Below are 24,518 nucleotides of genomic sequence, written 5' to 3'. Positions count from 1 at the left end.
GAATATTGGCCTCGTGGATCCACTGGGCTCTTACGGAATTCTGAGGCGCGTGTGGTAGGATGGGGATGGATCTCCTCTGGAGCGCCTCGGGGAAGCTCCGGCAGGGCTTTTCCTCGTTTCGCGGGCTGGTCGTTTCCGGGTGAGCCGTTGGGTCCTGCGCGCCGCGAACCGCTGGAGGCGTGAGCGTCTCGGATGTCCTCTCGGCCTCATCCCTGCCCGACCCCCTGGGGGGTCGGGCCTCCGGAGGGAAGCGGAGATGCGCGGGCTTCGACATTTCGACCGGAACGTTCGTCTCTTCCTGATCGCCCTGGCCCTGCATGGGTTCAGCAGCGCCATCTATGGTCTCTGGTTCAACCTGCATGTGCTGGAGGGGGGCGGATCCCGGGAGCTCCTGGGTCTGCTGAACGCCCTGCCCTCCGCCCTGGCTTTGGGGATCGGCCTGCCGGCGGGCCGGTGGATCGATCGGATCGGCCGTCGGCCGGCGATGCTCCTGGGCGTCCTCCTGATGGGCCTGGGCACCATCGGGGTGGGCCTGGGGACGGGCCCCTTGCCCCTCGGGCTGGGCGTGGGCTTGATCGGGGTGGGATACAACCTGTTCGTGATCGCCCACGCGCCGTTCCTGGCGGAGAACGCCTCTGAGGCGGAACGGGCGGCCCTCTTCGCCCTCTCCTCGGCGGTCCTGTTCTGGGCCGGCTTCGCAGGCGAGCTGGCAGGGGGCGCGTTGCCGGATCTTTTCCGGGTGCTCGGGTCGGTGGGGCCGACGCCCTACGCCGGTCCCATCCTGTTCACCGCCCTCATCGACTTCGCCTCCCTGGGGCCGCTGCTCGCCATCCGGGAGGCCCCTCGCGCTCCGATGACCGCCAGGCCGATGCGCGGCCAGGGGCGACCCCTGCGGGCACCGGTTTTCCACATGGCGGTCCCGAACCTCCTGATGGGGATCGGGGCGGCCCTCAGCATCCCCTTCCTGAACGTCTATTTCCACGAGCGTTACGGGCTGCCGGATGAGATCCTGGGCGCGCTCTTCGCCCTGGCCTCCGCCCTTACCGGGCTGGCCACGTTGCTGGCCCCGGCCCTGGCTCGTGGGATCGGGCGCATCCCGACCGTGGCCCTCACCCAGGGGCTGTCGGTGGTCTTCCTGATCGGGATGGCCCTTGCGGATCAGGCCCCGCTGGCCGCCCTGGCCATGATCCTGCGCGGGGCGCTGATGAACATGGCTTCTCCGCTCTTCACCGAGTTTTGCATGGAGCAGACCCCTCCGGCCGAGCGGGCGACGGTGAGCAGCATCCTGAACCTGACCTGGGAGGCCGGCTGGATGATCGGGGCCGCCCTCTCCGGGCTCCTGCAGGCCCGCTACGGCCTGACCGCGATGCTCCTCGGCACCGCCGCGCTGTATGGGCTGGGGACCCTCCATCAGTATCTGGCCTTCGCCCCCCGGGATCGCGCCCTGGCTCCCCAACCCGCTCCGGCCCTGCGGCGCCCGGCCGGGTGAGGGCCTGCCCCGCCCCGGAAGGGACCGTCCATGAATCCGGTCCGGAGGCCCCGCATGCCCGCGTTCGCAGACGGCCTTTCCCTGTATGGACAGATCCGCCTCCACCGGGGTAGAATAGGAGCGAGAGGGCCCGGGGGCAGGCGGAGGATCCCTCCGAAGGGGGGAGTATGGTTCTGGATCAATTCGGCCGTCACATCCGATATCTCCGGATCTCCCTGACCGACCGCTGCAACCTCCGCTGCGTCTATTGCATGCCGGAGCAGATGGTCTTCCTCCCCCGGGAGGAGCTCCTCACCGATGACGAGCTGATCCGTCTGGCCCGCCTCTTCGCCGAGCTGGGCTTCGACAAGATCCGCCTCACCGGCGGGGAGCCCACCGTCCGTCCCCATCTGGTGGAGCTGGTCGCCCGGATGGCTGCCCTCCCCGGGATCCGGGAGATCTCCATGACCACCAACGGCCTGCGCCTCAAGGCCCTGGCCGAGCCCCTGGCCCGCGCCGGCCTGAAACGGGTCAACGTCAGCCTGGACACCCTGGACCCCGAGAAGTTCCGCCGCATCACCCGGTGGGGCCGGCTGGAGGATGTGTGGGAAGGCATCCTGGCCGCCGAGGCCGCCGGGCTCACCCCCATCAAGCTGAACGCCGTGGTGGTTCGGGGCTATAACGATTCAGACGTCATCGACCTGGCCGCCCTCACCCTGAGCCGCCCCTGGCAGGTCCGCTTCATCGAGGTGATGCCCTTCGCCGACGTCGCCCCCTTCGCCCAGCAGGCGGTGGTTTCCACCGCCGAGATGATCCGCGTCCTGGAGGGCGAATTCGGGCCGCTGGAGCCGGTCGGCGACGGCCGTCTGGACGGCGAGGCCCGGGTGTATCGCATCCGGGGGGCGGTGGGGACGGTGGGGTTCATCAGCCCGGTCAGCGAGCCTTTCTGCGCCCAGTGCAACCGGGTCCGCCTGACGGCGGAGGGACGGCTCCGCCTGTGTCTCTTGCGGGATGATGAGGTGGACCTGCGGACGCCGCTTCGCAGCGGCGCCGATGATGAGGAGCTGAAGGCCCTGATCCGGGCCGCCATCTGGCGCAAGCCCTGGGGCCACGGCCTCCCCGAAGGCGTCATCCCCACCGCGCGCGTGATGAGCCAGATCGGCGGGTAGAAGCGGCCTGGCTGAACGGCCACGCTGGACGACCGATGGGAAGGGAACATCCCCGCGCGCCCGTTCAGGGCCTCACTTCCACCATCCCCACCGTCTGCCCGCTCTCCTCCCCGACGGCGACCTCCAGGGGATAACGCCCCGGGGCGCAGGGCACCGGCACCGGATACCGGACCCGCCATCGCTCCCCCGGTTGCCAGATCGCCTCGGGTTGCGCCGGGTTCCACGGCCAGACCCCCTCGGCCTCCCCGAGGCGAACCCGCACCCAGGCCGCCGGAGGCGGCCCCTCCACCCGCCACCAGAGGGCGATGGTGAGCGTCCGGCACGCGCGGGGCTCTCCTTCGAGATCCACGTGGGTCAGGGCCAGGCCCGGCCATCGGGCCCGCGGCGGCTCCGCCCACCGGGGATCCTCATAGGGACGCGACGGGGCCGCTCGGACCACCGGGTTCAGCCGGGCGTCCAGCCAGACCTCCCCGCCCCGGTAGACCACCAGGCGCGGCCGATACCGCCCGGGGGGCGTCCCCACCTGGGCCATCACCTCATAGCGGGCCAGGATGGTGCGCGGATACGGCCACCGGGCCGTGTCCCACGTCTCGCCCCCCAGCGCCCCGTCCCACTGCCCCCACACCGTGCCGTCCTCCCGCTCCAGCCGGAGAGAAGTCCGCAACCCGGACGGGAGGGGCCCGGTCGTTCGCCATCCCACGATCACCGGAAGGGGGCGATCGATGGGGAGCTCCCCTCCCGGGAGGCCGTAACCCAGCCAGCGCAGGTTCGACCCGATGGGCTGGCCCGCGTGACCGAAGAGGGCCTCCGGCTCCGCAGGCAGCGGCCGAAAGCTTCCCCAGAGGAACCGTCGCACCCGGATCCCCCCGCTGAAGGTCCACGTCTCCACCTCATCCCCCACCCAGTCCAGGGCTGCCGCCGCGACCTGGGCAGGGTCGTTGATCTCATCCCCCCACTGCACCAGCCACGCTCCCGAGGTCCCGGAGAGGACGGCGTTCAGCGTTGGGGTGACTGTCTCATAGTCCAGCACGTGGCGCACATCGGCCACGGGATCCGCGGGGAGCGGGACCGGGATGGTGGACCGGGCGTAGACCTGATAGGCCGGGAGGGCGAACCCGCTCACCAGCACCACCGCTTCCCCCGGCCCTCGCCGGGCCTCCACCGTTCGCACCGCCCCTCGCCAGTCGTCCTTGGTCTGCTCCGCGTGGCCCAGCGCCCAGAGGAGCGCCGGCCCGACGAAGAGGCCCCAGGCCAGCCATCCGGGCAGGAGGGCCCAGCGGGCGCGCCGGGTCCCTTCCGCCCAGCCCAGGGCCACCGCCAGATAGAAGGCCACCGTCACGCCGATGAAATAATGCGGGTGGAACTTGGGGCTGCGGTAGAGCAGGCCCAGCCCGATGGCGAGGGGGAGGAGGCTGAGCCAGACCCATCGAACCCGTATCGCCCGCGAGCGGATCCCCATCAGGAGGCCGGCGACGAGGAGGAGGGCTCCGGCGATCAGGCCCGGAAGCCACGGGGAGCCCGGTGGTGGAAGAAGGCCTGCCATCCGGGCCTGCAACGCCTGGGCCTGCCCGAGGGTCCCCAGGGCCCGGATCAGATCCAGCCGTCCCGGCCAGAAGGCCCCCTGGGTTTGACCCACCCACAGGGCGTGGAGGGCCCCTGGAGCCGCCCCCAGGGCGATGATCAGCGCCCACGGCCAGCGAGCCCGCCCGCGCGCCCCGAGGAGGAACAGCCACCCGGGCACCATCCAGAGCATCGCGTAATGGGTGTAGACCCCGGCCAGGACCGCGAGGGCGGTCCCCCCCAGCCAGCCCCGGAGTTCCATCCACAGCGCCAGGGCCGTCCACATCCCCAGGGCCGAATACATGCGGACCTCGCGGGACTCCCAGATCCAGAAGGGGAGGGTGGCCGCCAGGGCCAGCCCGAGGAGCCCTGCCCATGGGGATCGCCCGAGGCGGGCCGCCGCCGCCCCGAAGAGGGCCACGGTCAACACCCCCACGCCCACCGAAAGGAAGCGGGCGCTGAACTCGGAGGAGCCCGCGAGAGCCATCCAGAGCCGGAGGATGAGATAGAAGAGGGGAGGATGCGCTTCCAGGGGCTGCCAGACCCCGGAGCGGGCCAGGGCGATGCTGAAGGCCTCGTCATACCACAGGCTCGGGCCGTCCAGACGGTAGACCCGCAGCCCGAAGGCCAGCGCGAGCAGGAGCAACGCGGCTCCGGGCCATGCCAGCCATCGGCTCCGATGCATCGGCTCCTCCTCCTCAACGAGCGCGCAGCGCCCGGAAGACTTCCTCCACCTGCGCGGCGATACGCTCCCAGGCGAAGATTTCGGCCAGCCGTCGCGCCCCCTCCTCCAAACGGGCGCGCGTCTCCGGCTCCGCCAGCACCCGGCCCAGGGCCCGCGCCAGGGCCGCCGGATCCTCCGGGGGAATCAGGAGGATGTTCTCCCCCTCCCGCAGCTCGGGGATCGGGACCCGGGGGAAGGTGCTCACCACCGCCCGCCCGTGGGCCAGGGCGGCCATCAGGGTGCCGCGGCGGAAGGAGACCCCGTCCCGATAGGGCAGGGCGCAGACCTCCACCGCGGCGAAGGCCAGGGAGATCTCCTCAGGCGGACGGTAGCCGGTCTCCCACACCGCATCCTCCAGCCCCAGCTCCCGGATCCGCTGGCGACAGGCCGCCGCGTAACCCCGCTGGCTGGGATCGCTGGGCGCCACAGAGGCCCCGATGTGGACCAGGCCGATCGCCATCCCCTCCTGGCGGAGCCTGGCGATGGCCTCCAGCAACACATCGAAACCTTTCGATGGATGGAGAAAGCCGAAGAAGCCCACCAGCGGCCGGTCAACGGGAAGCCCCAGCCGCCGCCGGGCCTCCGGGGGATCCGGGAGGTCGGGAGGAGGCTGGATGTTGCTGCCGATGGGGATCCGCCAGAGGGCCCGGAGGCCCTGGGCGCGCAGCCGGAGCTCGTCCTCGTGGTTGGTGACGATCACCCCATCGGCGGCGCGGGCCAGGAAGCGCATGCTCCACTCCCGGAGCGGGCCCGCCTTCGGGAAGAGATAGGGGACCCGGAGGTCGTGAAAGGTGACCACGAGGGGCGCGTCACCGATCCAGCGTCGGGCGAGGGCCGGCCACAGGTTCATCGCCCCGCCCAGCCCGTAGGCGGCGGCCTGATACTGCAGCAACACCCCCTCCGGCCGCCAGGTCCGCAGGGAGCGCCCCAGCGCCCACCAGGCGGTGAGGTCCCACCGGCGCACCACCCGATGGACCGGCACCGGGGAGCCGGCCTCCCCCATGCCCCGCCGGTCCGTCCACACCGCCACCGTGTGCCCCCGGGCCTGCAGGGCCCGGGCCAGCTCGCGGGTGTAGTCCCCCACGCCGCCGGGGAGCGGCGGATATTCGCCGGTGATCAGCGCCAGCCGCAAGGAGACCTCCCTTCTCTCCGGCTCATCCTGGATCGCATCTATGGTATAAATGAGGCGAAGAATCCAGAACAGGGGGAAGGGCGGTGCGCCTTTCGGTGATCATACCCGTTTACAATGAACGGGCCACCATCCGGGAGATCCTGAGACAGGTGCGGGCGGTGGGCCTGGCGGACGAGATCATCGTGGTGGACGATGGCTCCACCGACGGGACGCGGGAGATCCTCCAGGAGGAAGCCCGCAACGGGGACATCCGGGTGATCTTCCACGAGCGGAACATGGGGAAAGGGGCGGCGGTGCGGACCGGCATCGCCCACGCCACCGGGGACATCCTCCTGATCCAGGACGCCGATCTGGAGTATGATCCGCGAGACTACCCCCAGCTGATCCGCCCGATTCAGGAGGGACGGGCGGCGGTGGTCTACGGCTCCCGCTTCCTGGGCCCGCGCAAGGCCATGCTCTTCTGGCACATGATCGGCAACAAGTTCCTCACCATGGTGACCAACCTGCTCTACGACGCCATCCTGAGCGATATGGAGACCGGCTACAAGGTGTTCCGCGCCGACGTGATCCGGAACATCCCCCTGCGGGCCCGGGGGTTCGAGTTCGAGCCGGAGATCACCGCCAAGGTCCTCAAGCGAGGCTACCGCATCTTCGAGGTCCCCATCTCCTACTACGGGCGGGAGTTCAAAGAGGGCAAGAAGATCCGCCCCCTGCGCGACGGCCTGAAGGCCCTGTGGACCCTTATCAAATACCGGTTCACGGATTAGGCGAACGCAGGCACGATGAGCGCCTCCCTCCCTCCTTCCGAAGAAGGCCGGCTGATCGAGGCCGCCCGGTCCGGCGACCTGGAGGCCTTCAACGCCCTCATCCGGGCCTATCAGGACCGTCTTTACAACGTGGCCTTCCGGATCATGGGCGATCACGATTCCGCCTGGGACGCGGTGCAGGAGGCCTTGATCTCGGCCTTCCGGGGGATCCAGGGGTTCCGCGGGGGATCCTTCCTCGCCTGGCTGATGCGCATCGTCACCCACGCCTGCTACGATGAGCTACGCCGCCGGCGCCGCCGGCCTCAGGCTTCCCTGGAGGCGCTGTTCGTAGCGGACCAGACCCCGGAGACGGAGATGACCCTGCCCCCGGTGGAGGGGCCGGAGTTCTACGCGGAGCGTCGGGAGCTGGCGGAGCTCCTCCACCGGGCGATCCAGACCCTCCCGGAGGATCAACGCATCGTCCTGGTGCTCTCCGACGTCGAAGGATACTCCTACGAGGAGATCGCAGAGATCCTGAGGGTGCCCCTGGGGACCGTCAAATCGCGCCTGAGCCGGGCCCGGATGCGGGTGCGGGATTTCCTGCTCGCCCACCGGGAACTTTTGCCCGGCCGGGCTCGTCCTTAAATAAGGGGAAAACCTCGATGCCCGTTCGATTCCGGTTCGATGAACATCAGTGGGTCCGGGAGCGGCTCTCGCTCTATCTGGACGGCCGCCTGGATCCCGAGGCGCGGGCGCGGGTGGAGCGCCACCTGGCCGCATGCGCCGCGTGCGCCCGGTCATGGGAGACCCTGCGATGGACGGTGCAGGCCCTCCGGGCCATGCCGCGGGTCCCGGCGCCCCGTCCTCTCGCGCTGCGGCCGGAAGACATCGCCCCGGCTCCCCGTCCGGTCGGGTGGCTCCGCCGGGCCGCGTGGGCCATGGCGGCGGTGTTCCTCCTCGTGCTGGGCCTGGATCTCGCGCGGACGCTGGGGCAGGCCACCGCTCCGCTCCCCACGGCCCTGGCCCCCATGGCTCCCGCGGAGGCCCCGGCGCTGCGTGCCCCGAAAGCGGAGGAGGCCACTCCCGCGCCGCTGTTCGGCCTGGCCGTTCCCTCCGAAACCCCCGTGGCGTCCCCGACGCCGATTCCCCCGGCGCCCGCGCCTTCTCCCTCCGCGCCGCCCTTCTGGCCCTCGCCGTGGCGGCTGATCGAGGCCCTTCTGTTGCTGGGGATCCTGGGGGCCCTGGCCCTGGACCGCTGGGGACGGCGCCCTCGATAGCGCTCCCGGATTCCGGGCAAGAGGTGCGTTCGAGTAGAATCCTGGAGGAAGGTCACCTCGTGCGCTTCGGCGGAGGCGGACGGTGGGCCGCAGGCCCGCGGTGACCTCAGTCGTCGATGTGAGGGAAAATCCGGGAAAGCGGGGAACGTTCGGCGATGGGGACGCCGTTGCGGATCGCCATTGATGGGCCGGCCGCTTCGGGGAAGAGCACCCTGGCCCAGCGGCTGGCGGCCCATCTCGGCTACACCTACATCGACACCGGGGTGATGTATCGGGCGGTCACCTGGGCTGCCCTGCGCTGGGGGATCTCCCCAGAGGACGCGGAGGCCCTGGCCCGTCTGGCGGAGACCCTGGAGCTGGACATCCAGCCCCCCACCGTGGCGGATGGCCGTCCTTACACCGTGATCGTGGAGGGCGAGGATGTCACGTGGGAGTTGCGGCGGCCGGAGGTGGACGCCGCCGTCTCCCAGGTCTCCGCCCATGCCGGCGTCCGCCAGGCCTTGAGCCGGCGGCAACGCCAGCTGGGGTTGCGGGGGCGGGTGGTGATGGTCGGCCGGGACATCGGCACCGTCGTTCTCCCGGAGGCGGACCTGAAGATCTACCTGGACGCGGATCTGGAGACCCGGGCGCGACGGCGATATCAGGAGCTCCGGGAACGGGGGCAGGCGGTTTCCTTCGAGGAGGTCCTGGAAGCCATGCGGCAGCGGGACGCGCTGGATCAGGGGCGGGAGGTGGCGCCCCTCCGTCCGGCCCCCGACGCGGTCGTCCTGGACACCACCGCCCTGGACATCGAGGAGGTGTTCCGGAAGGTGGTGGCGCTCATCGAGGCCCGATGCCGGGAGGACTCCCGTGTGGCGCGTTGAGCTGCACGCCCACACCCGTTACTCCCCGGACAGCCTGCTGGAGCTGGAGGAGTTCCTGGAGATCTGCCGGCGCCGCGGGCTGGATCGGGTGGCGGTGACGGATCACAACACCATCGAGGGGGCATTGCGGCTGAAGGAGAAGGCGCCGGAGCGGATCATCATTGGGGAGGAAATCCGGACCCGGGAAGGCGAGGTGCTGGCTTACTTCATCGAACGGGAGATCCCTAAGGGCCTCCCCCTGCTGGAGACCATCGAGCGGATCCGGGAGCAGGGCGGGGTGGTGGCCCTCCCCCATCCATGCGATCGGGCCCGGGGCTCAGCGGTGGGCCGGCGGACGGCGGAGGCCATCCTTCCCCTGGTCGATGCGGTGGAGGTCTTCAACGCGCGGTGCCTTTTCCCCGGCGACAACGCCTGCGCGGCGGCGCTGGCGGCCCGCTTCGGCAAGCCGGGGTTCTCCGGGAGCGACGCCCACACCGCCTGGGAGCTCGGGCGGGCGTGGACGGCGCTGCCGCCCTTTGAGGACGCGGAGGGTTTCCGGCAGGCCCTGTCGCACGCGCGCCTCACCCGCCGCCTCAGCCCTCCCTGGGTGCATCTGCTCTCCACGTGGGCGAAGTGGCGGCGCCGTTTATAGCGCCGGCCAGATCAGCCAGCCGGCCTCCGGATGACGTTCCACCCGCATCGGGATCCCGTAGGCAGCTTCCAGCAGCGCGGGCTGGAGCACCGCCTCGGGCGGACCCCCGGCGAGGGCCCGGCCCTCCCGGAGCAGAAGCAGCTGGTCGCAGAACCGCGCCGCCAGATGCAGATCGTGGATCGCCAGCACTCCCGCCATCCCTTCTTCCTGCAGCAGGCGGCGGATCATGCGCAGCAGGCGGACCTGATACTTCAGGTCCAGGTGAGCGAAGGCCTCGTCCAGCAACAGGATACGGGGGGTCTGGGCGAAGGCCCGGGCGAGCAGAAGGCGCTGCCGCTCCCCTCCCGAGAGGGTCTCCACCCGGCGCTCCGCGAAGGCCTGTGTGTCGGTGCGGATCATCGCCCGGGCGATCGGGAGATGATCCGGATCCGCGAGGGGGCCCCGCCAGGGATGATAGGGGGTTCGCCCGAAGGCGACGACCTCCTCGCCGGTGAAGGCCTCCGGCAACGTCGCCCCCTGGGGGACCACCGCCACCCAGCGGGCGCGTTGCTCCGGCGGCAGGGCGTGGAGGGGCACCGTCTCCCAGAAGATCGTCCCGCCCTGAAGCGGGAGCACGCCGCTTAAGGCCCGGATCACCGTGGTCTTGCCGGCCCCGTTGGGGCCGATCAACCCCAGGGCCTGCCCCGGCGCCACCGTGAAGCTCAACCCCGGGATCACCACTCGCTCCCCATACGCCACCCGGAGGCCCTCGACGCGCAGCATCCTCTCCCCTCCCGGAGCGATTCGGAGACTCAGTTTACCCGCGCCGGCCTCCCCTTCGCAACCCCCACCGGATCCCCCGGGGACCTTTTATCATCGAAAACGACCATATTGTGAAAAATATCACTTGACAAGTTGAGTTGAAGGGATTAACATGAGGATGCTAACACGTGTTACCAGTGATCGGATTCCCGCGGCAGAGGGGATAAGATGGGGAAGCCTCGGCGGGCTCCGACGGCGGAGGATGTGGCCCGTCTGGCGGGGGTCTCCCGCACCACGGTCTCGCTGGTGCTCAACGGGGTGGTGGGCGTTCGGATCCCGGAGGAGACCCGGCGGCGGGTGCGGGAGGCGGCGGCGCGCTTGGGCTATCGCCCGCACGCGGCGGCCCGGCATCTGGTGCGCGGGCGCGCGGAGGTGATCGCCCTGGTGTTGCGGCAGACCCCCGATCAGGTCTTCGCCGATGCCTTCCTCCCCGAGGTCCTCCGCGGCCTGAGCCGCGTGCTGCGAAAGGCGGGCTTTCATCTGTTGATCTTCCCCCTCTCCCCGGATCACCCCCCGGAGGAGACGGTGGCGTTGCTTCAGGAGCGCCGGGTGGATGGGCTGATCCTCTCCGGGCCTCGCTTTGAGGATCGGGAGTGGCTGGCGCGCTGGAGCCAGGAGACCCCCGTCGTCCTCCTGGGCCGCCTGAGCGACACCCCGATCCCCTCCGTGGACGTGGACAACGTTCAGGCCGCGGCGGAGGCGGTTCGCCATTTAATCCGCCTGGGCCACCGGCGCATCGGGCTGATCACCAACGCCCCCCTCTCTTACACGGCGAGTTACGAGCGCTGGCTGGGTTATCGCCAGGCCCTGGAGGAGGCCGGTCTGCCCTACGAGGAGGCATGGGTCGCCTTCGGCGCCTTCACCCCGGCCAGCGGCGCGGCGGCTATGGAGCAGCTGCTCCGGCTCCCGCATCCCCCCACAGCCGTCTTCGTGGCCAGCGACGTGGTGGCCTTCGGAGCCCTGCAGGCCATCCGGCGCCGCGGCCTGCGCATCCCCCAGGACATCGCCATCGTGGGCTTCGACGATGTTCCCCTCTCCGCTTATGTGGATCCCCCGTTGACCACCGTGCACCTGCCGGCGGAGGAGCTGGGGCTCCACGCAGGCCACCTGCTCCTCCGGTGGATCGAGGAGGGAAGGCCTCCCACGCAGGAGATCCGGCTGGCCACCGGGCTGATCATCCGTCAATCCTGTGGCGCAGGAGGTGGAGCATGAAGCGCATCGGTCTGGCCCTCGTGGTCCTGATGCTCGCGCTGAGCGCATGCGTGCCGGCGGCCACCCCCACCCCCGAACGCATCGTGGAAACCCGGGTGGTGGAGCGGACGGTGGAGAAAACCGTCGAGGTCACCAAGGTGATCCCCACCCTGACGGTCATCGGCCCGTGGGCGGGGGCGGAGATGGACCAGTTCCTCCCGGTCCTCAAGGCTGCGGAGGAGAAGCTGGGCGTGAAGATCCAGTATCGGATCTACCGCGCGGAGGACCTCTCCCAGGTCCTGCCGCCCCAATTCGAGGCGAAGCAGGCCCCGGGCGATGTGATCTTCATGTGGGAGTGGTGGGTCCGGGAGAACAAGGACCACGCGGTGGATCTCACGGACCTGTGGCAGAAGGAGGCGAACCAGTTTGTCCTCCAGCCCACCACCGTGGACGGCCGGGTTTACGCCGTCCCATATGTCCTGTGGGTGAAGCCGGGCTTCTGGTATAAGAAGTCCTTCTTCCAGAAGCACAACCTGCAGCCGCCGACCACCTGGGAGGAGTTCCTGGCTCTCCTGGACAAGATCTCGGCGATCCCTGGGATCAAGAAGGCGATCATCACCGGCGACGGCGTGGGCTGGCCGGTGGGGGACATCGTGGAGCACTTCCTGATCACCTTCGGCGGGCCGGAGCTCCAGCAGAACCTCATCGCCGGCAAGGTCCGCTTCACCGACCCCCAGGTCCGATCCATTTTCGCCGAGCGGCTGGTGCCCCTCCTCGGCAAATACTTCAGCGATCCGGTGGAGTGGACCCAGGCCATCGACCTCTGGTGGAATGAGGAATACGGCCTGTTCTTCATGGGGAACTGGCTGACCGGCATGGTGAAGGATCCCAACGATCTGGGGGTCTTCACCCTGCCCGGAGCCCGCGGCGTGGTGGGCGGGACGGACTGGGCCTTCATCCCCAAATACAGCGAGAACGTGGAGGCGGCCAAGCAGCTGATCGCCTTCATGATCAGCAAGGAGGGGATGGAGGTCCGGGCCAAACAGGGTGGCAAGCTGGCCGGCCGCAAGGACATCTCCCCGGACGTCTACCCGCCGGCGGACCGCGCCCTGGCGGAGGCGCTGGCCAAAGTGGAGCAGCCGACGGTGCCGGACCTGGATGACGCCGTGGGTGGCGACTGGCAACGTCTGTTCTGGGATCAGATGAAGCTCCTCTGGGTCCGCCCCCAGGCCCTGGACAGCGTGCTCCGGCAGCTGGACGCCAAGTTCCCCACGAAGTGAGAGCAGGCGAGGGGAGGGCCTGAGCGGGCCCTCCCCTCCTGGATCCGGCGGGCCGCCCGAGAGGGGAGGGGAGCGAATGAGGCTCCATCGCGTTCGATGGGAGCGCATACGGCGCTGGGGGGCGTTCCTGGCGTTCACCGCCCCCGCCCTTGCCCTGATCTCCCTGCTGATCGTCCTGCCCGCGATGCAGACGGTCGCCCTCAGCTTTACGGACAAGCGGGGCGCTTTCGTCGGCCTGAGGAACTTCATCGAGGTTCTCTCCGATTCGGACACCCTGAACCTCGCCGGTTTCCCCCCCGGGCCGCCGCCCTGGGGTTCCCTGGTGCACAACGCCGTCTGGATCCTGCTCCATCTCCCCCTTACCGTGGGGCTGGGCCTGATCCTGGCGGTGCTGCTGGAGCGGGCCCGGGGGGCCACCTTCCTGAAGTCGGTCATCTTCCTGGGAATGGTCACCCCGATGATCGTGGGCGGGGTGATCATCCGCTTCCTGTTCGATGAGAACGCGGGGGTGGTGACGGCGATCATGCGGGCGGTGGGGCTGACGGCGCTGGGACGGAGCTGGACCGCCTATCCGGAGACCGCGCTCCCCGCCCTCATCCTCGGATCGGTCTGGCTCTGGGCCGGCTTCAGCATGATCCTCTACAGCGCCGGCCTGGCCACGATCCCCCGGGATTACTACGAGGCCGCCGCGGTGGACGGGGCCGGCCCCCTCCAACAGTTCTGGTATATCACGGTCCCCAGCCTCCGACCGGTCACCATGGTCATCGTGGCCATGACCATCCTCTGGGAGCTGAAGATCTTCGACATCGTCTACACGGCAACCCTGGGCGGGCCGGGCGGGGCCACCATGGTGCTTGCCCTCCAGATGTATTTCTACGCCTTCCGCGCCCTGGAGTTCCCGCGGGCGGCGGCGGTGGCGACCATGCTCAGCCTCTTCACCCTGATCGTCGGCCTCTGGTTCGTGCGGACCCTGAGGTCCTCGGAGTGAGCGGCCATGCGGCGATGGGGACGGGAGCTGTTGATCAACGCCCTGGCCTGGGGGATCGGGCTGGCCTGGATCGTCCCCTTCCTCGGGATCCTGATGAGCGCCCTGCGCCCCCAGAGCGAACTGATCCACGGCTGGTGGCAGTTCTCTTCCTTCACCATCTCTCTGGACAACTTCGTCAAAGCCTGGAACCATCCCACCGCGCCGATGAGCCAGGGGATCCGCAACTCATTGCTGGTGGTGATTCCTTCCACGATCCTGCCTCTCTTCATCGGGGCCATGGCCGCTTACGCCATGCTGCGCTTCCCCTTCCCGCTTCGGGATCCGCTCTTTTTGGTCATCGTGTTGCTGATGGCCATCCCCCAGCAGATGGTGGCTGTTCCTCTGTTCCGGTTCCTGCGGGATCTGGGGCTGATCAACCATTACGCGGGATTGATCCTGGTGCACACCGCGTGGGCCCTGCCCTGGGTGACCCTTTTCCTGCGCAACTATTTCTCCACCCTGCCTCCGGAGATCGAAGAGGCGGCCAGCCTGGACGGGGCCAGCCGGTTCCAGATCTTCACCCGAATCGTGTTGCCCCTGAGCCTCCCCGGCCTGGCCTCGGCGGCCGCCCTGCAACTGACCTGGGCCTGGAACGACTTCTTCATGGCCCTGATCCTGATCTACGATCCGGAGAAGCTGGTGGCCACCCAGCGCATCCCGCTGTTGCGAGGGCAATATCACATCGACTGGGGGGTGCTCACCGCCGCCTCCATCCTGACCATGAGCGTGCCCATCCTGGTCTTCGCCCTGCTCCAGCGCTACTACATCCGCGGCCTGATCGGATGGACGCTGAAATGAGCCCGGGGCAGGGCCCGCAGGCGCCTCCCAGGCCTTATCCCCTGCAAGGAGAGCCCGCGATGCACGAGCCGGTGTCTGTGACGCCCCGCTCCCTGGACGCGCTGCGTCCGGTGGTGGGAGAGGAGGAGGTCGAAGCGCTGCGGGAGCTGGCCGCGCCGCTGCGCGGCATGCGCGTGCTGCATGTGAACGCCACCGCCTTCGGCGGCGGCGTGGCGGAGATCCTGAGCACCCACATCCCCTTGTTGCGTGATCTGGGCCTGGAGGCGGAATGGCGGGTGATCCATGGCGACGAGGCCTTCTTCCGGGTCACCAAGGCCATGCATAACGGCCTGCAAGGGATGGAGCTTCCCTTCCCTCCCGAGATGCAGGAGATCTGGCGGGAGGGGAACCGGCGCAACGCCGCGCAGCTGGAAGGAGCTTACGACGTGATCTTCATCCACGACCCCCAGCCGGCCGGCATCCCGGCGTTCCGGGAGCGGCGGGGGGCCCGGCTCTGGATCTGGCGCTGTCACATCGACACCCGGACCCCACATCCGCCCTTCTGGTCTTTCCTGCTCCCCTATCTCTCCATCTACGACGCGGCGATCTTCACCATGGCCGAATACGTGGGGCCGGATTTCCCGGTCCGCCGGGTGGCCTTCATCCCGCCGACCATCGATCCCCTCTCCCCAAAGAACGCCCCGATGAAGGAGAATGAAGCTCGCGCCATCGTCGCCCGCTTCGGGGTGGACCCCCAGCGGCCCCTCCTCCTCCAGGTCTCCCGCTTTGATCCGTGGAAGGATCCCATCGGGGTGATCGATGCCTATCGCCTGGTGAAACGGGAGCGGCCGGAGGTCCAGCTGGCCCTGGTGGGTTCCATGGCCCACGACGACCCGGAGGGCTGGTGGTATTACGACCGCACGCTCCGGCACGCGGGGGAGGATCCGGACCTCCACGTGCTGCACAACTTCCATGGGGTGGGGGCTTGGGAGGTGAACGCCTTCCAGCGGGCAGCCGCGGTGGTGATCCAGAAATCTCTGCGGGAGGGGTTCGGGCTGACGGTGACCGAAGCCCTGTGGAAGGGCAAACCGGTCATCGGAGGCCGGACCGGCGGGATCCCTCTGCAGATCCGCGATGGGGAGACGGGATTCCTGGTGGACAGCGTTGCGGCGTGCGCGGAGAAGGCCCTCTATCTCCTCTCCCATCCGGAGGAGGGGCAGGCGATGGGGGCGCGCGGGCGGGAGCATGTGCGACGCCACTTCCTCTGCACCCGGGGCCTCCGGGACGAGCTCGCCCTCCTGCGGGAGCTGATAGCCGGGTAAGGGATGGGCTTCCCCTTCCGGCGGGCTTCGGCTAAGATGAAAACCCCTACCTTCCGCTGGAGGTCCGGTGATGAAAGCGGTGATCCCGGTGGCCGGGTTCGGGACCCGGCTGCGGCCGCACACCTACAGCAAGCCGAAGCCCCTCATCAACGTGGCCGGCAAGCCCTTCCTGGGCTACATCCTGGAGAAGCTGGCCGCCCTCAACCCGGAGGAATACATCTTCATCGTGGGCTACCTGGGCGAGCAGATCCAGCAGTATGTGGACAGCACCTATCGCCTCCCCGCCCGCTACGTGGAGCAGAAGGAGCTCCTCGGCCAGGCCCACGCCCTCTGGCTGGCCCGGGACTACATCGACGGCCCCATCGTGATCATCTTCGCCGACACCCTCTTCGAGGCGGACCTTCGGGACCTGGATCCGAAAGATGCGGATGGGATCGCCTTCGTGAAGGAGGTGGAGGATCCCCGCCGCTTCGGGGTGGTGGAGCTCGACGCCCGGGGCTATGTCACCCGCTTCGTGGAGAAGCCGGCCAGCCTGGAGAACCGCCTGGCGGTGATCGGGATGTATTACATCCGCAACGGCCCCCTGCTGGTGAAAGCCTGCGAGGAGCTGATGGCCCGAGGGATCCGCACCCGGGGCGAGTATTTCCTGACGGACGCCCTGAACATCTTCCTGGAATACGGCCAGCGGCTGCGGGTGCGCGAGGTGAACGTCTGGGTGGATTGCGGGACGCCGGAGGCGGTGCTGGAGACCAACCGCTACCTGCTCGCCCACGGCCACGACAACTCCCGGGAGGCCCAGCGCGAGGGGGTGGTGATCATCCCACCCGTCTTCATCTCCCCCACCGCCCACGTCCGCCACGCGGTCATCGGCCCCTACGCCACCATCGCGGACGGCTGCTTCATCGAGAACGCCATCATCCGCGACTCCATCGTCGACAGCGGGGCGCGCATCGTGAACGCCATCCTGGAAGGATCCCTCATCGGCCGCGACGCCTACGTGGGCGGACGGTTCCGCCGCTTCAACGTGGGGGACTCCTCCAGCATCGATTTCACGTAGCGGAGGCGCCCTCCTTCGCCCCATCCAGGGGCGGGAGGTCCTCCAGGGAACGCAGCCCGAAATGCTGGAGGAAGAGGAAGGTGGTCCCGTAAAGGATGGGGCGGCCCGGCCCTTCCGACCGCCCGACCTCCTCGATCAGCCCGCGGGCGAGGAGGGTGCGCAGCACCCCATCGCAGTTCACCCCGCGGATGGCCTCGATCTCCGCGCGGGTGATGGGCTGGCGGTAAGCGATGATGGCCAGCGTCTCCAGGGCGGCGGGGGAAAGCCGCGGGCCTGCGGTCAGGCCCAGGAAGCGGCGCACGTCCTCCGCCGCCTCCGGCGCGGTCACCAGCTGCACCCGATCCCCCTTCCGCTGCAGCCGGAGCCCCCGATCCTTCAGGCGCTCCGCCAGCCCCCGCAGCGCCTCCTCCACCGCTTCCGGGGTGGCCTCCAGAGCCCGGGCCAGCTGAGCGACGGAAGGAGGCTCCTCCGCGACAAACAGCAACGCCTCCACCCGCGCCTCCAGGGAGAGCTCCCCGTTGGGCTGGATCAGCGGCCGGGGGAACCATTCCCGCTCCGGCTCGGTCACGGCTCCCGACCTCCCGAACTCCATCCGATTTCCATCCATAAGACCCTCACGCCGCCGATCAGGCCGAGGCCGGCGGGCGCCGCTCCCCCCGTGGATAGGGAGCATGGCGGATGCGGACCACCGGCTGGCCCCGCAGGCGCAGGCCCATCTTCTCCTCCACCACCACCCGCGCGATCTGCAGGATCTCCTCCGCCTTGCGGGGAACGTCCACCTCGGGCGCGGTGAGGACATCCAGCTCGACCTGCAGCCCGTCCCGGTGCGGGATCACCCGGGGCCGCACCTCGATCACATCGGCCAGCTGATCCAGATGATACCGCAGCCGCTCCCGGATGGAATCCACGGCCACGGCCACCGTCGCCCCGCTCACCCCCGGGACCCGGATGATCCGCCGCGGGGGCCGGACCTCCAGCACCAGCCACAGGAGGAGCAGGGCGTCCACCACCAGGGCCAGCAGGATCCCCACCCCATAGCGGATCTCAGGGCGGATCTGGCTGAGACTCTCCGCCAGATTCCCCAGGCCGGCCTGGAGCAGGCGGGCCAGCTCCACCGGCGTGATGAGGACCACGCTGCAGAGCGGGATGGCCAGCAGGATCATCAACACCACCAGGACGCGGTTCAGCGTGTTCATCGCTTGCCTCCGCAGGGAGATCCGGAAGCGGTCATGCCGCGCTACTCCGCCTCGATGGGAACGGGCGGCGCCATCGCCTCCAGCAACGCGCGGGCCCGCTCGACGTCCCGATGGATCTGCGCGACCAGGTCCGCGACCGACGGGAACCGGCGCTCCTCCCGCAGGCGTTCGATAAAGTGCAGCGTCACCCGCCGGCCGTAGAGATCGCCGTGCCAGTCCAGCAGATGGGCCTCGACGATGCGCTCCTGGCTCTGATCGAAGGTGGGCCGGACCCCGATGTTGACCACCGCCATGCGGCGGATCCCTTCCGGCAGATCCGCCCAGCACGCATACACCCCGTCCGCCGGGAGGGCGTGCTCCGGCCAGATGGCGAGGTTGGCGGTGGGGAAGCCCAGGCGCTGCCCCCGGCCGGCCCCGGCGATGACCTCTCCGCTGACCGCGAAGGGACGCCCCAGGCACTCCGCAGCGGCGCGCACGTCCCCCTGCCGCAGCGCCTCACGGATCCGGCTGCTGCGCACCGGGCGACCGCCCAGATGGAACTCCATGGCGACGTGAACCGTGTAGCCGTGCTGGCGGCCCAGCGCCTCCAGGACGGGCAGGGTCCCCTCCCGCCGATAGCCCAGGGCGAAATCCGGGCCGGCCCAGAGGGCCCGCATGCCGATGCGGACCAGCTGCTCCACGAACGCCGCGGCCCGGATGCGGGCCGTCTCCGGCGTGAAGGGGAGCTGGACCAGCAGGTCCACCCCCAGGCGGGCGATGTAGCGCCGCTTCTCCTCGGGGGACGTGAGGTAGAACGGCGTCTCCCCGCGCAGGACCACGGCGGGGTGCGGGAAGAAAGTGACCACCACGGCGCGCCCGCCTGTCGCCCGGGCCATGGCCACGACCTGGGCGATGAGGGCCTGATGACCCAGGTGCACGCCGTCGAAGGCGCCCACCGTCACCACGGAAGGGAACGGCTCCACCTCCTCCAGATCCTGGACGAAACGCATCCGCGGCTCCTTTCCCACCGGTTCCCTGCTCATGGATCCTCCGGAAACACCCGCACGGGCTGCCAGCGGTCCCCCCGCCGCTCCAGCAGGGCGATCAGCTCCCCGTCCGGCCCGTGGACCCGGAGGCGGGGGCCGGGATGGGGGAGCGCGGCCGCCGGGAGGGCCTGGCCGTGGCGCAGCCGGACGAGGAGCGCCTCGCCCGGGGTCACCGGGGGCCAGTCCGGCAATGCCTCCCCCACCGGGCGCAGGTAAGCCGTCCAGGATCCCGCCCGGGCGGCGGCCTCGAAGGCCTCCCAGGGGACCGCGTCGGCCAGGGTGAAGGGCCCGCTGGCCAGGCGCCGCAGCGCCGTCAGATGGGCTCCGCATCCCAGGCGCTCCCCGATGTCCCGGGCCAGGGCGCGGATATACGTGCCCGCGGAGCAGTCCACCTCCAGGACCGCCCATGGAGGGTTCCACTCCACCAGCCGCAGGGCGTCGATGCGCACCCGGCGCGGCGGGGGAGACACCGGCTCGCCCCGGCGGGCCTTCTCATACAGCCGCTCCCCGCCCATCCGGATGGCGGAGAAGGCGGGGGGGATCTGATCGATCTCCCCGATGAAAGCCTGCAGGACCTCCTCGAAGGCCTCCCGCGAGATCGCCACCGGCCGCTCGAACAGGACCCGTCCTTCCGCGTCTCCCGTGTCGGTGGCGATCCCCAGGCGGAGGGTGGCCCGGTAACGCTTGTCGTGCCGGAGCAGGAACTCCGCCAGCCGGGTGGCCGGCCCGATCAGCATCACCAGCACCCCGGTCGCCAGGGGATCCAGGGTCCCGGCGTGGCCCACACGCCGGACGCGGGTCAACCGCCGGACCCGCTCCACAACGTCGTGGGAGGTCCAGCCCTGGGGTTTGTCCAGCACCAGCAGGCCTGCGGGCCCTTTCATCGCCGGGCTCCTCAACGGCGTCCTTTGCGCTCCCGGGGGAGGGCGTAGCCCAGGCGGCGCAGCTGCTCCGGATCCCGCCGCCAGTTCTTGCGGACCTTCACCCAGAGCTCGAGGTAAACGGCGTGGCCCAGGAGGGCCTCGATCTCCTGACGGGCCGCCGCCCCGATGCGCTTGAGCATCTGCCCGTTCTCGCCGATGACGATGGGCTTGTGGGTCTCTTTCTCCACATAGATCGTGGCGGCGATGTAGGTGAGGTTCGGGTTGCGATCCACCCAATCGGTGATCTCCACCGCGATCCCGTGGGGGACTTCCTCCCGCAGCAGGAGCAGGGCTTTCTCCCGGATGAGCTCCGCCACGATCATCTGCATCGGCTGGTCCGTCAGCATCTCCGGGTCGTAATAGCGGGGCCCCTCCGGGAGATGGGCGATGATCCGTTCCAGCAGCTGATCCAGGTTATCCCCTCGGATGGCGGAGATCTGGACTTCCTCCCAGGGGAAAGGGGGTTCGGCGTCCGGCGGGGTAGGGGCCAGGGCCCGGTAGGCAGCCAAGTGGGCCTCCCGGTCGGATTTCAGAAGATCGATCTTGTTCAGGGCGAGGATCACAGGCTTATCCGCCGCCTGCTCCTTCAGCAGCTCGGCGATCATGCGATCCTCCTCATCCGGCCACTGGGAGGCGTCCACCAGGAAGACCACCACATCGGCGTCCGGGATGGCCCGGCGGGCCACCTCCACCATATACTCCCCCAGCTTGTGGAAGGGCTGATGGATCCCCGGGGTGTCCATGAAGATCACCTGGGCGTCGGGCCGGGTCAGCACGCCCAGGATGCGATGGCGGGTGGTCTGGGGCTTCGGGGAAACGATGGCGATCTTGGTCCCCAGGTAGGCGTTGAGCAGGGTGGACTTGCCCACGTTGGGCTTGCCGATGATGGCCACGAAGCCGGCCTTATGGCCCGGGGGGACCTCCTCGTATTCCGGGATCCCCGGGATCGAGGGCTCGGGCTCCTGGGATGGATGGACGTTCACAGCGCTCACGCCTCCGGTTCGCTGAGATCGGCCTGTCGGCCAGGGTCCGGAAAGGACGCCATTTATTTATGTTACCCCAGGTTGTGCTCAAAGAGGAGACTTCACCGGCGCTGGGGTGTGTCTAAAATCGCAGGACAACTCCACCCCCGGCCGCGGCCCCGCTCTGGAGATCGCTTCTCTTCGGAATTTGTCGGCTCATTCCATGCGGAACCGTTCGGCGGCCATGGCGTAGAGGCGGCGCCAGACCAGGCGGTTGATGGCCGCGACGGTGAGGATCATCGTGAGGGTGGCGGCGAACAGCATGGGGTAATCCCCCTGGCCGGTGGCCTGAGCGATGAGGGCCCCCAGGCCCAGGGTGGCGTGGGCCCGGCCGGCGAACTCCACATACTCCGCCACGATGGTGGCGTTCCACGCCCCGCCGCTGGCGGTGATCAGACCGGTGATCAGGTAGGGGAAGATCGCCGGCAGGATCAGCACCCGCCAGCGCTCCAGGCCCCGGAGCCCCAGGATCTCCGTGGTGAAGATCAGATCCCGGGGGATGGCGGAGGCCCCGGCGATGACGTTGAACAGCAGATACCACTGCGTGCCCATCAACATCAGCAGCACGGCGGCGATCTCGATCCCCAGCGGGAGCCGGAGCACGAAGAGCAGGATCACCGGGAAGAGGGCGGTGGCCGGGATGGAGGCCACGACCTGGACGATGGGTTGCAGCCGTGCCGCCAGCGAGCGGTTCATGCCGATCCACACCCCCACCGGCACCGTCCAGGCCAGGGCGATGATCTGGGCAGACAGGACGCGGGCCATGGAGGCCAGGGTGGCCAGGCCGAGGAGGGGCAGGGCCGAGGCGGGCAGCGCGCTGAGCAGGTGATAGGCCTGCACGACGCCATAGCCCAGGCCGAGGAGGGCCAGGGCTGCGAAGGGCAACCCCACCAGCCAGGGCGGGATGGGGTTCAGCGCCGGCCGGACGGCCAGCTGCTCGCTCAGGCGGCCCAGCGCCGCATCCACGCGCTCCACCAGGGGCTCCCAGACCCGTTGCAGGAACCACTCAGACAGCGCGGCGCGCTGCCACAGGTCATAAAGCCAGGAGGAGGGCGCCTCGTCGCTTTCCACCATCTCCACGCGGAACTTGTCCGCCCAGGCCAGCAGGGGGCGCCAGATCAGCTGATCCATCCCCACGATCACCGCGATCAGGGCGAGCAACCCCCACCCCAGGGCCTGCAGATCTCCCTGTTCCGCCGCCATCTGCAGGTAGGTCCCCAGACCGAGCAGCCGGAAGTCCCGGGCGCCGACCGTGAAGGTCTCCGCCGCCATCAGGAAGAACCAGCCCCCGGCCCAGCTCATCATGCTGTTCCAGATCAAAGGGATGGCGGCGTGAGGCAGCTCCAGATGTCGGAAGCGGAGCCAGGGGTTCAGCCGGAAGATGCGAGCCGCCTCTCGAAGATCCCCCGGGATGGTGATCAACGACTGGTAGAAGCTGAAGGTCATGTTCCAGACCTGGCTGGTGAAGATGAGGACGATGGAGGCCAGCTCCACCGCCACGCCCTCGGGGAGGATGGCCGTCAGGGAGAGGGCGACCACAGGAAGGAAGGAGAGGATCGGCACCGACTGGAGGACGTCCAGGATGGGGAGGATGACCGCGCTGGCCCAGCGCCGGGTCGCCGCGAGGTAGCCCACCGTCAGGGAGAACAGGAGGGAGAGGATATAGGCCATTGCCATGCGCAGGAGGGAGCGCAGGGCGTAATACGGCAGGAGCTCCGGGGCCAGCTTCACCGCTGGCCCGGAGATCGCGGCCGGGGCCTGAACCGCCAGGGCCATCCCCAGCACCAGAAGCGCCCCCAGCAGCAGCAGGATGACCAGATCCGCGCCGCTCAGGGCCACACGGATCGGGATGAAGGCACCGAAGAAACGCCGCATCCCCCATGGCTCCGTCCGGGATCCCTCACAAAGGCCGGAACCATTTTACCGCCAAAGGCAGAGGGTCCCGGTCCCCGTTCAACCGGCAGGCCATTTCGGGGAAGCCGCTTTGACACAAAAGCCCATCGCTCCCATAATCCACTGGAGGTTTGAAGGCATCCCTTGCGGCGCCCCGGAGCCCGGCGGTCGTGAAGCGCCCGGCCGCGAGGGCGTGAAGGATTTCCCACCTGTGGGTTCAAACTCGGCCGGAGGGTGGACGGTGAAGGCTCGCACCGCAGATCGCGTAACGCATTTCACCGAATCCGTCATCCGGGAGATGACCCGGTGGGCGCATCAGTTCGGAGCCATCAACCTGGCTCAGGGGTTCCCGGATTTCCCGGCCCCGGAGGCTCTGAAGGAGGCGGCCGCCCGGGCCATCCTCGAGGACCACAACCAGTATGCCATCACGTGGGGGAGCCCCCGCCTGCGGGCCGCCATCGCCGAAAAGTATCGCCGCTTTTACGGCATGGAGCTGGACCCGGAGCGGCATATCACCGTGTGCTGTGGGGCCACGGAGTGCATGATCGCCACCCTGCTCGCCCTGCTCAACCCGGGCGACGAGGTGATCATCTTCGAGCCCTTCTACGAGAACTACGGACCGGACACCTGGATCAGCGGGGCGAAGCCGGTCTACGTCCCCCTGCATCCGCCCGACTGGACCTTCGACCCGGACGCGTTGCGGCGGGCCTTCTCCCCCCGCACCCGGGCCATCATCCTCAACACGCCGCACAACCCCACCGGCCACGTGTTCTCAGAGGAGGAGTTGCGCTTCATCGCCGAGCTGTGCCAGCGCTACGATGCCTACGCCATCACGGATGAGATCTACGAGCACATCCTCTACGATGGCCACCGCCACATCCCCATCGCCACCCTGCCCGGGATGTGGGAGCGCACGGTCACCATCAGCGGGATGTCGAAGTCCTACGCGGTGACCGGATGGCGCATCGGCTGGTGCATCGCCCCGGAGGACCTCACCGGCGCGATCCGCAAGGTCCACGACTTCCTCACGGTGGGCGCGCCGGCCCCCCTCCAGGAGGCGAGCGCGGTGGCCCTGCGGTTCCCGCCCGCCTATTACGAGGCGCTGCGGGCGGATTACGACCGCCGGCGGCGGCTGCTGGTGGACGCCCTGGAGGAGCTGGGGTTCGAGGTCTGGCGGCCTCAAGGAGCTTATTACGTGATGACGGACTTCCGGGCCTTCGGCTTCGAGGACGACACCGCCTTCGCCATGCACCTGGTCCGGGAGATCGGCGTGGCCGTGGTCCCCGGCTCCAGCTTCTACGCCCACCCGGAGCGAGGGCGCAGCCAGGTCCGCTTCGCCTTCTGCAAGCGGGAGGAGACCCTGCGGGAGGCGGTGACGCGTCTCAGCCGGTTGCGGGCGCGCCGGGCGGCGTCGGGGGCTGCCTGAGAACTCCC

Annotated in this window: 23 protein-coding genes; 14 read left to right on the top strand and 9 right to left on the bottom strand. The window is 69.2% G+C overall.

Annotated elements, in window-relative coordinates:
• Positions 1–256: 256 nt before the first annotated feature.
• Both KNN16_RS10155 and moaA read left to right on the top strand, forming a co-directional pair.
• The gene (locus KNN16_RS10155; RefSeq protein WP_303896726.1) at positions 257–1,489 is read left to right on the top strand and encodes an MFS transporter; all 1,233 of its coding nucleotides are present in this window, start codon (positions 257–259) and stop codon (positions 1,487–1,489) included.
• A 167-nt stretch (positions 1,490–1,656) separates the two neighbouring features.
• Positions 1,657–2,637, top strand: a complete 981-nt coding sequence (moaA, locus tag KNN16_RS10150; RefSeq protein ID WP_303896725.1) for a GTP 3',8-cyclase MoaA — start codon at positions 1,657–1,659, stop codon at positions 2,635–2,637.
• Positions 2,638–2,701: 64 nt separating this feature from the next.
• On the opposite strand, the gene KNN16_RS10145 is transcribed toward moaA, so the two are convergent.
• Together KNN16_RS10145 and KNN16_RS10140 are read right to left on the bottom strand one after the other, a co-directional pair.
• The gene (locus tag KNN16_RS10145) at positions 2,702–4,882 is read right to left on the bottom strand and encodes a glycosyltransferase family 39 protein (RefSeq protein ID WP_303896724.1); all 2,181 of its coding nucleotides are present in this window, start codon (positions 4,880–4,882) and stop codon (positions 2,702–2,704) included.
• 13 nt (positions 4,883–4,895) lie between these two features.
• Complete coding sequence (locus KNN16_RS10140; protein WP_299284014.1) at positions 4,896–6,053, bottom strand: glycosyltransferase; 1,158 nt, start codon at positions 6,051–6,053, stop codon at positions 4,896–4,898.
• An 83-nt stretch (positions 6,054–6,136) separates the two neighbouring features.
• On the opposite strand from KNN16_RS10140, the gene KNN16_RS10135 reads away from it, so the two are divergent.
• The 5 genes from KNN16_RS10135 to KNN16_RS10115 all read left to right on the top strand — a co-directional run bounded on the left by KNN16_RS10135 (position 6,137) and on the right by KNN16_RS10115 (position 9,570).
• Positions 6,137–6,820 carry a glycosyltransferase family 2 protein gene (locus KNN16_RS10135; protein ID WP_299284016.1) on the top strand — a complete coding sequence of 228 codons (684 nt, stop codon included), beginning with the start codon at positions 6,137–6,139 and terminating at the stop codon, positions 6,818–6,820.
• Positions 6,821–6,835: 15 nt separating this feature from the next.
• On the top strand, positions 6,836–7,444 hold the full coding sequence (locus KNN16_RS10130; protein ID WP_299284018.1) for an RNA polymerase sigma factor: 609 nt from the start codon (positions 6,836–6,838) through the stop codon (positions 7,442–7,444).
• Positions 7,445–7,461: 17 nt separating this feature from the next.
• On the top strand, positions 7,462–8,076 hold the full coding sequence (locus KNN16_RS10125) for an anti-sigma factor (RefSeq protein ID WP_303896723.1): 615 nt from the start codon (positions 7,462–7,464) through the stop codon (positions 8,074–8,076).
• Between the two features lie 155 nt (positions 8,077–8,231).
• A complete protein-coding gene (cmk, locus tag KNN16_RS10120) occupies positions 8,232–8,939 on the top strand; it encodes a (d)CMP kinase (protein ID WP_303896722.1) in 708 nt (235 codons plus the stop codon).
• Positions 8,926–9,570, top strand: coding sequence for a PHP domain-containing protein (locus KNN16_RS10115; RefSeq protein WP_303896721.1), 645 nt, complete (start codon positions 8,926–8,928; stop codon positions 9,568–9,570). The genes cmk and KNN16_RS10115 overlap by 14 nt, the downstream gene beginning before the upstream one ends.
• On the opposite strand, the gene KNN16_RS10110 is transcribed toward KNN16_RS10115, so the two are convergent.
• Positions 9,565–10,332, bottom strand: coding sequence for an ABC transporter ATP-binding protein (locus KNN16_RS10110; RefSeq protein WP_299284026.1), 768 nt, complete (start codon positions 10,330–10,332; stop codon positions 9,565–9,567). The two genes, KNN16_RS10115 and KNN16_RS10110, sit on opposite strands and share 6 nt — an antisense overlap.
• 207 nt (positions 10,333–10,539) lie before the next feature.
• On the opposite strand from KNN16_RS10110, the gene KNN16_RS10105 reads away from it, so the two are divergent.
• The 6 genes from KNN16_RS10105 to KNN16_RS10080 all read left to right on the top strand — a co-directional run bounded on the left by KNN16_RS10105 (position 10,540) and on the right by KNN16_RS10080 (position 17,025).
• Positions 10,540–11,583, top strand: coding sequence for a LacI family DNA-binding transcriptional regulator (locus KNN16_RS10105; protein WP_303896720.1), 1,044 nt, complete (start codon positions 10,540–10,542; stop codon positions 11,581–11,583).
• Positions 11,580–12,842 carry an ABC transporter substrate-binding protein gene (locus KNN16_RS10100; RefSeq protein WP_303896719.1) on the top strand — a complete coding sequence of 421 codons (1,263 nt, stop codon included), beginning with the start codon at positions 11,580–11,582 and terminating at the stop codon, positions 12,840–12,842. The genes KNN16_RS10105 and KNN16_RS10100 overlap by 4 nt, the downstream gene beginning before the upstream one ends.
• A gap of 76 nt (positions 12,843–12,918) precedes the next feature.
• Positions 12,919–13,830, top strand: coding sequence for a carbohydrate ABC transporter permease (locus KNN16_RS10095; RefSeq protein WP_303896718.1), 912 nt, complete (start codon positions 12,919–12,921; stop codon positions 13,828–13,830).
• Between the two features lie 6 nt (positions 13,831–13,836).
• Positions 13,837–14,667: a carbohydrate ABC transporter permease gene (locus KNN16_RS10090; RefSeq protein ID WP_303896717.1), complete on the top strand. Its 831-nt coding sequence runs from the start codon at positions 13,837–13,839 to the stop codon at positions 14,665–14,667.
• A gap of 59 nt (positions 14,668–14,726) precedes the next feature.
• The gene (locus KNN16_RS10085; RefSeq protein ID WP_303896716.1) at positions 14,727–15,968 is read left to right on the top strand and encodes a glycosyltransferase; all 1,242 of its coding nucleotides are present in this window, start codon (positions 14,727–14,729) and stop codon (positions 15,966–15,968) included.
• A 70-nt stretch (positions 15,969–16,038) separates the two neighbouring features.
• Positions 16,039–17,025, top strand: coding sequence for a sugar phosphate nucleotidyltransferase (locus KNN16_RS10080; protein WP_299284030.1), 987 nt, complete (start codon positions 16,039–16,041; stop codon positions 17,023–17,025).
• Here the strand turns inward: KNN16_RS10080 and scpB are convergent.
• From scpB to KNN16_RS10050, 6 genes are all read right to left on the bottom strand, one after another.
• A complete protein-coding gene (gene scpB / locus KNN16_RS10075) occupies positions 17,018–17,557 on the bottom strand; it encodes an SMC-Scp complex subunit ScpB (RefSeq protein WP_369685898.1) in 540 nt (179 codons plus the stop codon). The two genes, KNN16_RS10080 and scpB, sit on opposite strands and share 8 nt — an antisense overlap.
• A 94-nt stretch (positions 17,558–17,651) precedes the next feature.
• Positions 17,652–18,221, bottom strand: a complete 570-nt coding sequence (locus KNN16_RS10070) for a hypothetical protein (protein ID WP_299284034.1) — start codon at positions 18,219–18,221, stop codon at positions 17,652–17,654.
• Positions 18,222–18,262: 41 nt separating this feature from the next.
• Positions 18,263–19,243 carry a bifunctional riboflavin kinase/FAD synthetase gene (locus KNN16_RS10065; protein ID WP_303896714.1) on the bottom strand — a complete coding sequence of 327 codons (981 nt, stop codon included), beginning with the start codon at positions 19,241–19,243 and terminating at the stop codon, positions 18,263–18,265.
• Entirely contained in the window at positions 19,240–20,130 is an 891-nt protein-coding gene (truB, locus tag KNN16_RS10060; RefSeq protein WP_303896712.1) for a tRNA pseudouridine(55) synthase TruB, read from the bottom strand. Before truB ends, KNN16_RS10065 begins: the two co-directional genes overlap by 4 nt.
• Positions 20,131–20,141: 11 nt before the next feature.
• A complete protein-coding gene (gene era, locus KNN16_RS10055) occupies positions 20,142–21,161 on the bottom strand; it encodes a GTPase Era (RefSeq protein ID WP_299284040.1) in 1,020 nt (339 codons plus the stop codon).
• Positions 21,162–21,347: 186 nt separating this feature from the next.
• On the bottom strand, positions 21,348–23,066 hold the full coding sequence (locus tag KNN16_RS10050; RefSeq protein ID WP_303896711.1) for an ABC transporter permease subunit: 1,719 nt from the start codon (positions 23,064–23,066) through the stop codon (positions 21,348–21,350).
• 316 nt (positions 23,067–23,382) lie between these two features.
• On the opposite strand from KNN16_RS10050, the gene KNN16_RS10045 reads away from it, so the two are divergent.
• Complete coding sequence (locus KNN16_RS10045; protein ID WP_366972964.1) at positions 23,383–24,510, top strand: aminotransferase class I/II-fold pyridoxal phosphate-dependent enzyme; 1,128 nt, start codon at positions 23,383–23,385, stop codon at positions 24,508–24,510.
• Positions 24,511–24,518 lie beyond the last annotated feature (8 nt).

Origin of the sequence: Thermoflexus hugenholtzii, from assembly GCF_018771565.1 — a bacterium.
GTDB lineage: Bacteria > Chloroflexota > Anaerolineae > Thermoflexales > Thermoflexaceae > Thermoflexus > Thermoflexus hugenholtzii_A.
Note: the sequence above shows the minus strand (reverse complement) of the source record. Positions and strands in the feature narration are given on the sequence as shown.

Bases quoted from the DNA above. Each gene is read 5' to 3' on its own strand.
- KNN16_RS10155 (WP_303896726.1), top strand. From the start codon at position 257: ATGCGCGGGCTTCGACATTTCGACCGGAACGTTCGTCTCTTCCTGATC.
- moaA (WP_303896725.1), top strand. From the start codon at position 1,657: ATGGTTCTGGATCAATTCGGCCGTCACATCCGATATCTCCGGATCTCC.
- KNN16_RS10145 (WP_303896724.1), bottom strand. From the start codon at position 4,882: ATGCATCGGAGCCGATGGCTGGCATGGCCCGGAGCCGCGTTGCTCCTG.
- KNN16_RS10130 (WP_299284018.1), top strand. From the start codon at position 6,836: ATGAGCGCCTCCCTCCCTCCTTCCGAAGAAGGCCGGCTGATCGAGGCC.
- KNN16_RS10125 (WP_303896723.1), top strand. From the start codon at position 7,462: ATGCCCGTTCGATTCCGGTTCGATGAACATCAGTGGGTCCGGGAGCGG.
- cmk (WP_303896722.1), top strand. From the start codon at position 8,232: ATGGGGACGCCGTTGCGGATCGCCATTGATGGGCCGGCCGCTTCGGGG.
- KNN16_RS10110 (WP_299284026.1), bottom strand. From the start codon at position 10,332: ATGCTGCGCGTCGAGGGCCTCCGGGTGGCGTATGGGGAGCGAGTGGTG.
- KNN16_RS10105 (WP_303896720.1), top strand. From the start codon at position 10,540: ATGGGGAAGCCTCGGCGGGCTCCGACGGCGGAGGATGTGGCCCGTCTG.
- KNN16_RS10100 (WP_303896719.1), top strand. From the start codon at position 11,580: ATGAAGCGCATCGGTCTGGCCCTCGTGGTCCTGATGCTCGCGCTGAGC.
- KNN16_RS10095 (WP_303896718.1), top strand. From the start codon at position 12,919: ATGAGGCTCCATCGCGTTCGATGGGAGCGCATACGGCGCTGGGGGGCG.
- KNN16_RS10090 (WP_303896717.1), top strand. From the start codon at position 13,837: ATGCGGCGATGGGGACGGGAGCTGTTGATCAACGCCCTGGCCTGGGGG.
- KNN16_RS10085 (WP_303896716.1), top strand. From the start codon at position 14,727: ATGCACGAGCCGGTGTCTGTGACGCCCCGCTCCCTGGACGCGCTGCGT.
- KNN16_RS10080 (WP_299284030.1), top strand. From the start codon at position 16,039: ATGAAAGCGGTGATCCCGGTGGCCGGGTTCGGGACCCGGCTGCGGCCG.
- KNN16_RS10070 (WP_299284034.1), bottom strand. From the start codon at position 18,221: ATGAACACGCTGAACCGCGTCCTGGTGGTGTTGATGATCCTGCTGGCC.
- KNN16_RS10065 (WP_303896714.1), bottom strand. From the start codon at position 19,243: ATGAGCAGGGAACCGGTGGGAAAGGAGCCGCGGATGCGTTTCGTCCAG.
- truB (WP_303896712.1), bottom strand. From the start codon at position 20,130: ATGAAAGGGCCCGCAGGCCTGCTGGTGCTGGACAAACCCCAGGGCTGG.
- KNN16_RS10050 (WP_303896711.1), bottom strand. From the start codon at position 23,066: ATGCGGCGTTTCTTCGGTGCCTTCATCCCGATCCGTGTGGCCCTGAGC.
- KNN16_RS10045 (WP_366972964.1), top strand. From the start codon at position 23,383: ATGACCCGGTGGGCGCATCAGTTCGGAGCCATCAACCTGGCTCAGGGG.